At 35.9% G+C, this 9,309-nt stretch carries 11 protein-coding genes; 9 read left to right on the top strand and 2 right to left on the bottom strand.

Translation table 11 applies throughout. The features are described from left to right. Both FFM66_RS08380 and FFM66_RS08375 read left to right on the top strand, forming a co-directional pair. Window positions 1-174: transposase (locus FFM66_RS08380; protein ID WP_212741318.1), on the top strand; the 174-nt coding region annotated here is incomplete at its 5' end. Window positions 175-417: 243 nt separating this feature from the next. Beyond that, entirely contained in the window at window positions 418-759 is a 342-nt protein-coding gene (locus FFM66_RS08375) for a DUF2200 domain-containing protein (protein ID WP_371851516.1), read from the top strand. An 88-nt stretch (window positions 760-847) separates the two neighbouring features. Here FFM66_RS08375 and FFM66_RS08370 read toward each other — a convergent pair whose 3' ends face one another. Further along, complete coding sequence (locus FFM66_RS08370; protein WP_137605608.1) at window positions 848-2,131, bottom strand: PTS sugar transporter subunit IIC; 1,284 nt, start codon at window positions 2,129-2,131, stop codon at window positions 848-850. Between the two features lie 178 nt (window positions 2,132-2,309). After that, the gene (locus FFM66_RS08365) at window positions 2,310-3,038 is read right to left on the bottom strand and encodes a GntR family transcriptional regulator (RefSeq protein WP_137605611.1); all 729 of its coding nucleotides are present in this window, start codon (window positions 3,036-3,038) and stop codon (window positions 2,310-2,312) included. A gap of 129 nt (window positions 3,039-3,167) precedes the next feature. Between FFM66_RS08365 and FFM66_RS08360 the strand changes: the two genes are divergently transcribed. The 7 genes from FFM66_RS08360 (at window position 3,168) to FFM66_RS08330 (ending at window position 9,284) form a co-directional block, all read left to right on the top strand. Beyond that, window positions 3,168-3,563, top strand: a complete 396-nt coding sequence (locus FFM66_RS08360; protein WP_137605607.1) for a YbaN family protein — start codon at window positions 3,168-3,170, stop codon at window positions 3,561-3,563. A gap of 103 nt (window positions 3,564-3,666) precedes the next feature. Next, complete coding sequence (locus tag FFM66_RS08355) at window positions 3,667-4,041, top strand: BlaI/MecI/CopY family transcriptional regulator (RefSeq protein ID WP_048603471.1); 375 nt, start codon at window positions 3,667-3,669, stop codon at window positions 4,039-4,041. Between the two features lie 3 nt (window positions 4,042-4,044). Next, a complete protein-coding gene (locus tag FFM66_RS08350; protein ID WP_137605606.1) occupies window positions 4,045-5,175 on the top strand; it encodes a M56 family metallopeptidase in 1,131 nt (376 codons plus the stop codon). 18 nt (window positions 5,176-5,193) lie between these two features. After that, window positions 5,194-5,412, top strand: a complete 219-nt coding sequence (locus FFM66_RS08345; RefSeq protein ID WP_048603473.1) for a hypothetical protein — start codon at window positions 5,194-5,196, stop codon at window positions 5,410-5,412. A 412-nt stretch (window positions 5,413-5,824) separates the two neighbouring features. After that, a complete protein-coding gene (locus FFM66_RS08340) occupies window positions 5,825-6,358 on the top strand; it encodes a helix-turn-helix domain-containing protein (RefSeq protein ID WP_137605605.1) in 534 nt (177 codons plus the stop codon). A 347-nt stretch (window positions 6,359-6,705) separates the two neighbouring features. Next, on the top strand, window positions 6,706-7,887 hold the full coding sequence (gene trpB / locus FFM66_RS08335; RefSeq protein WP_137605610.1) for a tryptophan synthase subunit beta: 1,182 nt from the start codon (window positions 6,706-6,708) through the stop codon (window positions 7,885-7,887). A 395-nt stretch (window positions 7,888-8,282) separates the two neighbouring features. Beyond that, window positions 8,283-9,284, top strand: a complete 1,002-nt coding sequence (locus tag FFM66_RS08330; RefSeq protein ID WP_137605604.1) for a DUF5067 domain-containing protein — start codon at window positions 8,283-8,285, stop codon at window positions 9,282-9,284. Window positions 9,285-9,309 lie beyond the last annotated feature (25 nt).

Genomic DNA, 9,309 nt, shown 5'->3' with positions numbered 1-9,309 from the left:
TTACCTGCGAAAGAAGCAGTTTTCCAAGTAGACACCTTACGTCTTCGCCTTTTCAAAGTGGCTGGTAAGCTAATTCGCAGCGGTCGAAAATTGTTTCTGAAGACGAGTTCTTCTCATGTTTACCAGAATCTGTTCTATTATCTATTGGAAAAAATTCAGCAACTCTGTTGGTAGAACTGGGAGCCAACTGAAATTTTAAAAACTTATTAATTCTAAGGGATATTTGCGCTCAAAAATAAGAAAAGTGACTCGTCATTCCTTGAATAGATCATATTTTGAGCTAATAGCGCTAGCGATATTTGAAATGTAATAACAGAAAAAGAAAAACCGATGGTTTTTCAAAATTAATGTTAAAAATCTAGAAGTATGAATAATTCAGGATCCGTAGTTCAAAAACTTTTTTTGAGGAGAATCACAATGAGCAGAATCTATAAAGTTTCGTTTGCTAGTGTTTACCCAATGTACATTCAGAAGCTCGAAAAAAAAGGGCGTACGAAAGCTGAGCTTGACGAAGCCATCGAATGGCTGACAGGATTTGATGCAGCCACCCAGCAAAAATTAATTGATGATGAGGTAACTTTTGAAGAATACTTTGATCAAGCCCAAATCAATCCGAATGCTACATTAATCAAAGGTGTCGTTTGTGGCGTTCGTGTCGAAACGATTGAAGAACCATTGATGCAAAAAATTCGTTACCTAGATAAACTAGTAGATGAATTAGCCAAGGGAAAATCTATGGAAAAAGTTCTACGTAGCTGATTAGGCACCAATCAAAAAGCACCACTTCTATTTTCCAGAAAAATTGGAAGAGAGAAGTGATGCTTTATTTCATTCAACAGGAAACACTTTAGGCTTCTGCTTTCATACGACGAACTTCTTGGATTTGTGCCAATTTTACAAATGGCAGGTAAATCAAGATAGAAATGACTAAGTTTACTGCAGCAAGAACACCGCCAGCTAAACTTTGTGTAGACAGGATACCTCCGATAATAGGTGGAGTCGTCCAAGGTGCGATGATTGAACAGGCTGGAACCAATCCGGTTGCAGTTGCAACATATGCGACAGTCACTAGAACAAGTGGAGTGAAGACATATGGAATGAACAAGATTGGGTTTAATACAACTGGTAACCCGAACATAACGGGTTCATTAATCATGAAAATACCTGGGGCAATGGATAATTTTGCTACTGTCATGTAAGCTTTGTGTTTACGAGCGACTAAGAAAATAGCAATTAAAAGACCCAAAGTTGCACCGGTACCACCTAAGTTAACAAAGGAGTCAAAGAAAGGTTTGTTAACAATAAAAGGCATTTTTTCGCCAGATTGTAGTGCTTTTACATTTGCTTCAATTGCAGGAATATTGATTGTTTGCATAAATGGATCGATGATATTTGCACCATGTAAACCAAAGAACCATAAGAATGCAGAAATAAAACCAAGTAAAAGAGCGGCAGGATACGAGTTGGCCAAGCCCATAAATGGTTCTTGAACCAATTCATAAAAAGCTGTCACGATACTAGTTACACCTGCTGCTTGGAATAATGCAGTAATAAAAGCAAAAATCGCTACTGTAATCATTGCGGGGAAGAGGGCAGCAAATGAACGAGAAACTGCAGGTGGCACACCATCAGGCATCTTGATTACTAATCGTTGATTGCCGATAAGTCTTCTGAAAATCTCAGTAGAGCAGACTGCAACGATCAATGCTAAAAATAATCCTTGTGAGCCTAGTCCAGCATTACTCAAATTTCCATCGGCATCAACTGGTAATGCACCTAGAGCGAAGAAACTAGAAACTGAAATTGCGCCTGCAGCTAAAGCATCTTTGCCATAGCTTTTTGCCAAATTATAGGCAACAGTGAAAGCAATCAGTAACGCCAAAATTGAAAAGGTACCTGAAGATAAATTATTTCCGAAAGCTTGCCATTTTCCTTCACCGAAAAGGTTGTTCATAAATGTGATATATGGTGGGATAGGTAAATTATTTATTAATACCCCGAATGATCCTAAAATCATTAATGGCATCGTGACGATAAATCCATCACGAATAGCAACTAAATGGCGTTGTGCCCCAATTTTAGAAGCAACCGGAATAAAATGTTTTTCCATAAATGCAACAAAATTATCCATGATTATCTCCTTAATAAAAGTATTCATGTTCTAGAACGGTTGAAACTGAAATCGATTTCTCATTTATAGTAGCACCAAAAAAGATAAATGACTAGTCTTTTTAAAAATAAATCCAAACATTTCTTTCGAGCATAAAAAAAGCCTTTGATCAATCGATCAAAGACTGAAAATCAAAAGATTAATCTAAAGAGCTGTATTTTACATCTAAAATGGAATAGCCGCGGGTGTCATAACGGTTATGACTCGTGGAGTAATCGATTGGTCGACCATCTTCAAGATAAATGACTTGTTCGACTTCTAAAACAGGATCATCTCTTTTGCAGCGAAGATATTCTTGATCAAAGAAATCGCTTTTTGCAGCGGAAATGGTTCGGTAGGCACCCGCAAAATGATGCCCCAAAGTTTGCAGCAGATAGTCATACACCGAGTGATGCAAAATCTCCAATGTTAATCCCGGAACCAGACTGACCGGCATAAAGGAGTGTTCAAGGACATAGGGCTTTTCATCTAAGATTCGTAAACGCATGATTTCATAGACCGGATCTTTTTCCGAGATCATTAACTTTTCCTGAATTTTTTCATCGGGAAATTTTACTTCAAAAGTGATTACTTGACTTTCAATCGGCCGATTTTGTCGTTTCATTTGATAACTGAGTCCAGCGTATTCATTAATAGGAGAAGTTTCTTTCCCCAAAAAAGGATGATTTAAAACGGTTGTTCCTGCTCCGCGTTTTGAAAAAAGCAAGCCTTCCATAATCAGAATACTGACTGCTTTTTTGATTGTTGTTCGACTGACATGAAATTCTCTAACAAGATCTGTCTGATTTGGAAGTAAACTTCCCTTGGCATAAATTTCGTTTTCAATGCGTTCTCTTAGAATATTTGCGATCTCGATATATTTTGGCAACGTATTCACCTCAAAAAAAGTATAACGACTTGTTGGAAAAGAAGCAAATAAAAGTTGAATCTGAGGGTTTCTAATGTTTCTTTTGTGGAAATACTATATAATACAGGAAAAAATAAAAGGTAGAGAAACATGAAAAAATATTTGTTTATTGGTTTAGGTTCATTGACGTTTATCATTGGCACGGCGGGAATCTTCCTCCCCGTGTTGCCAACAACTGGTTTTTATTTATTAACGGGCTTCTTTTGGATGAGAAGTTCTCCGAAACTTTATCATCGATTGACTGGTTTGAATGCGTATCAAAAATATGTGACACCATTTTTGGAAAAGAAAATGACGAGCAAAGAAAAGCAACGGATGTTTCTCATGATGGGAGTGGTCTTTCTTTTGTCCGGTATTCTAGTCCATTCCACATTTGTTCGTTGGTTGTTGGCAATTATCTATTTTTCTTTAGTTATTGGATTAAGTTTGTACTTGCGAGGAGCCAAGATGGAGGAAAGAATCCCAGAAAAAGAAACGCTTCGCTAGGATTAGTTAATCAGATAAAAGAGAATTACCGTAAATATTTACGCTATCAATCGGATAATATGCTATAATTTATTTTAGAGAATACTTTCAGGAGGTAGAAAGAGTGAAAAATATCAAACTCACAAAAAAAGAAATGCAGATCATGACGGTTCTGTGGAATACGGAAAAAGCCCTATCGGCGAGTGACATCGAACGAAACGACCCATCATTGAATAAAAATACTATCCAAGCTGTTTTGCGTAAACTGTTGAAGTATCAATTAATAGCTGTTGATGATATTGGTTACAGTGGAACGGTGCTTACTCGATTATTCAGACCGACCATTGCGCAAGAAGAATTTGTTACCAGCCAGCTTTCCTCCTTTTCAATGAAGTCACTTGTATCAAATTTTATTGAGACCAATGACGATGAAGTTGTTCTTGATGAATTAGAGCAAATGATTCAACGGAAAAAGGATGAGCTGAACGAAGGGAAATAATTTATGAATCTTTCTTTTTCTTCATTGCTTATTTCATTGTTGGCAGTTTGTTTATTGGTAATTTTGCTTCAGTTTCTGCTAACTTCTAAAAAAGCCTATCGGTTGATTCGTACAGACTTATTGTTGATTTTGGCGTTTTTTGTTTCAATGCGGTTGGTTTTCCCTGTTGAATTAGCCAATACAGTGACGGTTCCTTCAAAAACGGTATTACCAAAAATATATAGTTTTTTTGAAACGAACCTTACATTATCTGGAACGTCTGGTTCACTATTTCGTTTCTTTGCAATCATTTGGATTATAGGTGCAATTATTTCTTATATTTTGTTCTTTTTTAAATGGCTGCGACTAAAAAAATTGACCAGTGTCATCGAAGAGAGTGCCCAATCACAAGATATTCAACAACTGATTGATTCGAGTCTTTTAAAAGACACTTCTAAGAAAACGTTGGTCTATCAGTCATCATTCGTTTCTACTCCATTTATGTTAGGAATTTTTCATCCAAGAATATTTATTCCAGATAAAAGTTATTCTGAAGAGGAACGTCAAAATATTTTGCTTCATGAATACCAGCACATCAAAAATAAAGATCCTCTAAAAAAGTTTTTATTGCAGTTGATTGTCAGCAGCTATTGGTGGTTCTTCCCACTATATCTCTTCCGTAATCAAGTCCATTTTATTATTGAGTTACGTGTGGATCATCAAGTAACTTCTTCTATGACAAAAGAGGGTTATTTTAGCTATGTAGAATCTCTCGTGTCGGTAAAAAAGAAGGAGAAAAAAACGGACCCAAAACTGGCGAACAGATTGGTGACGAATTTTACTTTTTCCGATTCAAATATCCTTTCTAGACGAATCGAATTTCTTTTGGCAGGTTTTAAAAATAAGCGAACGAAACGGTACCTATTGACTTTAGCATTTATCCTGCCATTTATCGTTACCTCCTTTATCTTTGAACCTTATCGCTACAAAGAAGCCGATATTCAAGACACTCAAAAAATTGAATCCAATCAACCAGCAACATATATTTTACAAAAGGGTAATGTTTTTCGACTAATCATTGAAGGAAATGATATGGGAACTATTTCAGATTTGGATGATCCTTCCATTGAGGGAATCCCAATTATAAAAAAATAATCGAAAGAAGGTTATGACGTGAAAAAAAGAGTACTCGTTGGATTAATTGTAGGAATTATTGGGGTAAGTAGCTTTCCGCTCGTTTCATCTGCAGAAGAAGTGCCTCAGACAGAACCTCAAATTTCAGCAAGAGCGAATATTATTGGCTGGCGTTTTAAAAATATCAACGGAAAAGCGTATAAACGACAATACGATTATACCGCGGCTAAATGGTTAGGCGAATGGGTTCCAGTTTAAAAAGTAAGGAAAAAAGAATCTGATTGATTCTTTTTTCCTTACACTTATAGTATATTTTTTTACATTAAGCATAAATTGAGAATGGACTATTCAAATAAATAAAATTATAGCAAGAGCAAATGAATCGAGATTAACTGTGGGGGTGTCGAAGTGGGATTTTTGTTATTATTTTTCTTAATAGGATCAGGTGTTATCACACTGCAAAAAATCGCAATCGATCCCGAAAAGAAAACCAATAAAGTCATTTTGTCTTTTATAGTTACTGGCATCATTTATTTGATGTCAGTGTTGATATGAAATATTTCTAGCCGCATAAGATTACCTTGCAACGAGTAGTTGACGAAATGCAACTTTTTAGTTCTTGCCTTTTTTATTCAAATGAACAAGAATGGATGAGAAGGGTTGTAAATAGATGTTTAGTGAAAAATTGAAAGAGTTAAGAAAAGAAAAAGGTGTTTCTCAGGAAGCATTATCAGAATTATTAAATGTTTCCAGACAATCAATTACAAAATATGAAAATGGGACAGCACATCCAGACTTTGAAAAACTAGCGCTTATTGCAAATTATTTTGAAGTCTCATTTGGTTACCTTTTAGGAAATTTAGATAAAAAATCATTTACGAAAAAACCAATCAATGAAGGAACTCATCGAATTTCAATCATGAGCAAGATTAACGGACAGCTTTCTTCATTTTATAAATTTCAACTTGCTAATGTTTTCGGTAAAAAGAAGGGACAACCTGCTGTTCAAATGCTTGGAATTGATGCAACTACTTTTTGGGGAGAGAATATGGTTCCATTGGCTTGGTATGAGTCAATGGAAGATGGACAAAAAGAGTTACAGGAGATTTACGCTGCGTTATCTGAAGGTCAAATGAGCTATCAATTAAAATATGATGTTCCTGTCAAAAGAAAAGGTTGGTTCGATTTTGTGATTAATCGCTGAAGTTAAAATAATCCAATCTTTTAAAAGACTCTAAAAAAACTTTAGAAAAAGCGTTGTATTTTTTTGTTTCTGTGCTATGATTTTGGAAAATAAAACGGAAAGGATGATTCACATGTTTACACATTCCATGATAAATTGGCAAAACTGGCAAAGATGAAGTTGTGTGTATGCAGGTAAAGGCATAGATGCAACTTTTAGAGTATGTTCTAAAAAGCATCTATGTCGGTGAATAATCCTTTAGATTGATGACCGGCTAGCGTTTTTTCGCTATTCGGTCTTTTTTCTTTTTAGAGCATACTTTGGTGACAAAAAACTAAAATAGACCTAAGGAGAAAGTGACTATGACAATGAATGAAAAAGGATTTTATGGTGAATTTGGCGGACAATTTGTTCCTAATGAGGTAAAAGTGGCTTTGGATCAAGTTGCAGCAGCATACGAACAATATAAAGATGATCCGGAATTTTTGGCGGAATATCAGCATTATTTAAAAGATTATTCAGGGCGGGAAACGCCATTGTATTTTGCAGAATCTTTGACGAAAAAATTGGGAGGAGCAAAAATTTATCTGAAGCGTGAAGATTTGAATCACCTTGGCGCACATAAACTAAATAATGTTTTAGGACAAATTCTACTTGCAAAACGAATGGGAAAGACCAAAATCATTGCTGAAACTGGAGCTGGCCAGCACGGAGTAGCCACTGCTGCAGCTGCGGCAAAATTCGGTATGGCGTGTGAAGTATTTATGGGTGCAGAAGATGTGGCTCGTCAAAAGCTGAATGTTTTTCGAATGGAGATGTTAGGCGCCAAAGTTCATTCTGTGACCCAAGGAACTCAAACTTTAAAGGATGCGGTGGATGCCACTTTCGGCTATTTCATTGAACATTTAGAGGATACATTTTATGTTCTCGGCTCGGCTGTGGGTCCTCATCCTTATCCGACGATGGTAAAAGATTTTCAAAAAATTATCAGTGAGGAAGCAAAGAGACAAATTTTAGAAAAAGAAGGTCGCTTGCCAGATTACATTTTTGCCTGTGTAGGAGGCGGATCAAATGCAATCGGTGCATTTGCTGCGTTTATTCCTGAGCCGTCAGTAAAATTGATTGGTGTGGAAGCAGCAGGAAAGGGTGTTGATACTCCTTATCATGCCGCAACGATGACGAAAGGAGAAATTGGTATTATCGATGGCATGAATACGTATGGTCTTTTTGATAAACAAGGTGATATTTTACCGGTTTATTCCATTTCTGCAGGACTAGATTATCCTGGTGTAGGGCCTGAACATGCGTTTTTAAAAGAAACTGGCCGGGCAGAATATGTCGCTGTGACTGACAAAGAGGCAGTAGATGGATTTTTGACACTTTCGAAAACAGAGGGAATCATTCCAGCGATTGAGAGCTCACATGCGATTGCAGAAGCAATCAAGCGAGTTCCCACTTTGTCAAAAGAAGAACTGGTCATTATCAATATATCCGGACGTGGAGACAAAGACGTAGAACAGGTAGCTAAGTACCTGAATATTATTCTTTAGAAAAAAAGCCTTAATGAAGTTGTAATCAATCAATAGTCCAAACAATAGTAAAAACAGTAAGAATCATTAGTTGCGACAAACAGCAACAGGATTCTCTGGTCTTGACTATTGTTTGGGCTTTTTTTGATTTTCATTCACCAATAGGACGATTTTTTTAGCAAAAAATAGCAAATAAATTATTAAATTTTCTTAATAAAACAACAAAAAAACTGGTTCCGTTTATTTTTATTCATATTTCAATAAAAAATTGAACAAATGTCATAAATTCGTGTGAACTGGTTAAAAATTGACATTTTTTTTACTGGAAAATATGGCAAAATTAGGTAGATACGAAATAGAGATACATTATTGGGTAAATCAATGCTATTAAAAAAGCAGAAATAAAGGAGAAGAAAATGAAAAAAATTTTGATGACTGTCAGCTTTGCTGCATTGTTTCTCGCGGGTTGTCAGCAAGGACCAAATTATACAAAGAAAGATTTACAACGGTATTATGATGATATTGCAGAGACGACTTATGAACCCATTGAACAGCTTGTCAACGGAGAAATCGATGTAACAGATGAAGATAGTTTGGCAGATTTGGAAGATGAGTTTAAAGAGGCTAAAGATGATTTAACTGATATTAAAGAATCTTTGGAAAGCAATAATTCAGAGAAAAAAATAACCAATGCTTTAATCAAGCTAAATGATAAAGCATTAGATATTTATAAGAGTACGGATGATTTGGAAGCGGATGAGTATGATGTAGCTATCAAGATGCTTGATTTTCTGAAATCGTTAGAAGATGTTGGTGATGATTATTTTGATGGCGAGATTCCAGATACCTTTAAGGAAATTACTGAGAGCCTTGAGGAAAGTGAAGAATCTGGTAGTGGGTTAGAAGGACTTTTTGGTGGGGAAAGTGACGATGACTATGAAGAAGATGAAGAATACGAAGATGATGAAGAATACTATTATTCAAATGAGGATGTCGCCATCAAAGGAATGACCATTACCACTGAAGATTTTGAATTAACACTAAAAAGTGCGAAAATCGTTCCTGATTATGATGACGGTGATGCGGCTTTAATTACCTATGAAGTAAAAAATTTGAGTGATTCGGATGATCTCGATCTTGACCTGCTTTACTATTTGGGTACTTTTTATCAAACAACGGATAAAGGTCATGTGGCATTAGATGAAAGCGACCCAAGTGAAGAATATCTTGAGAGCAATGAGAAAGATCAAACTTTAAATGATAATTATTACCTTGAAATTGTAGCCCCAGGGGAAACAATGCAGGCAGCCGCTGCGTATAAATTGGCTGATAGTAAACAAAAGATTGAGTTTGAGGTAAATCCTGACTGGGACAACGAACCTGTGGGTACGATTAAGATGGATTTAGCAACGAAATAATAGAATTGTTGTTAAAATAGTATGC

It is taken from the genome of Enterococcus songbeiensis, assembly GCF_005405265.1.
Classification (GTDB): Bacteria; Bacillota; Bacilli; order Lactobacillales; family Enterococcaceae; genus Enterococcus_C; species Enterococcus_C songbeiensis.
Note: the sequence above shows the minus strand (reverse complement) of the source record. Positions and strands in the feature narration are given on the sequence as shown.

Excerpts from the sequence above, each read along its gene's own strand:
- FFM66_RS08375 (WP_371851516.1), top strand. The coding sequence starts at position 418 with ATGAGCAGAATCTATAAAGTTTCGTTTGCTAGTGTTTACCCAATGTAC.
- FFM66_RS08370 (WP_137605608.1), bottom strand. The coding sequence starts at position 2,131 with ATGGATAATTTTGTTGCATTTATGGAAAAACATTTTATTCCGGTTGCT.
- trpB (WP_137605610.1), top strand. The coding sequence starts at position 6,706 with ATGAATGAAAAAGGATTTTATGGTGAATTTGGCGGACAATTTGTTCCT.
- FFM66_RS08350 (WP_137605606.1), top strand. The coding sequence starts at position 4,045 with ATGAATCTTTCTTTTTCTTCATTGCTTATTTCATTGTTGGCAGTTTGT.
- FFM66_RS08360 (WP_137605607.1), top strand. The coding sequence starts at position 3,168 with ATGAAAAAATATTTGTTTATTGGTTTAGGTTCATTGACGTTTATCATT.
- FFM66_RS08340 (WP_137605605.1), top strand. The coding sequence starts at position 5,825 with ATGTTTAGTGAAAAATTGAAAGAGTTAAGAAAAGAAAAAGGTGTTTCT.
- FFM66_RS08330 (WP_137605604.1), top strand. The coding sequence starts at position 8,283 with ATGAAAAAAATTTTGATGACTGTCAGCTTTGCTGCATTGTTTCTCGCG.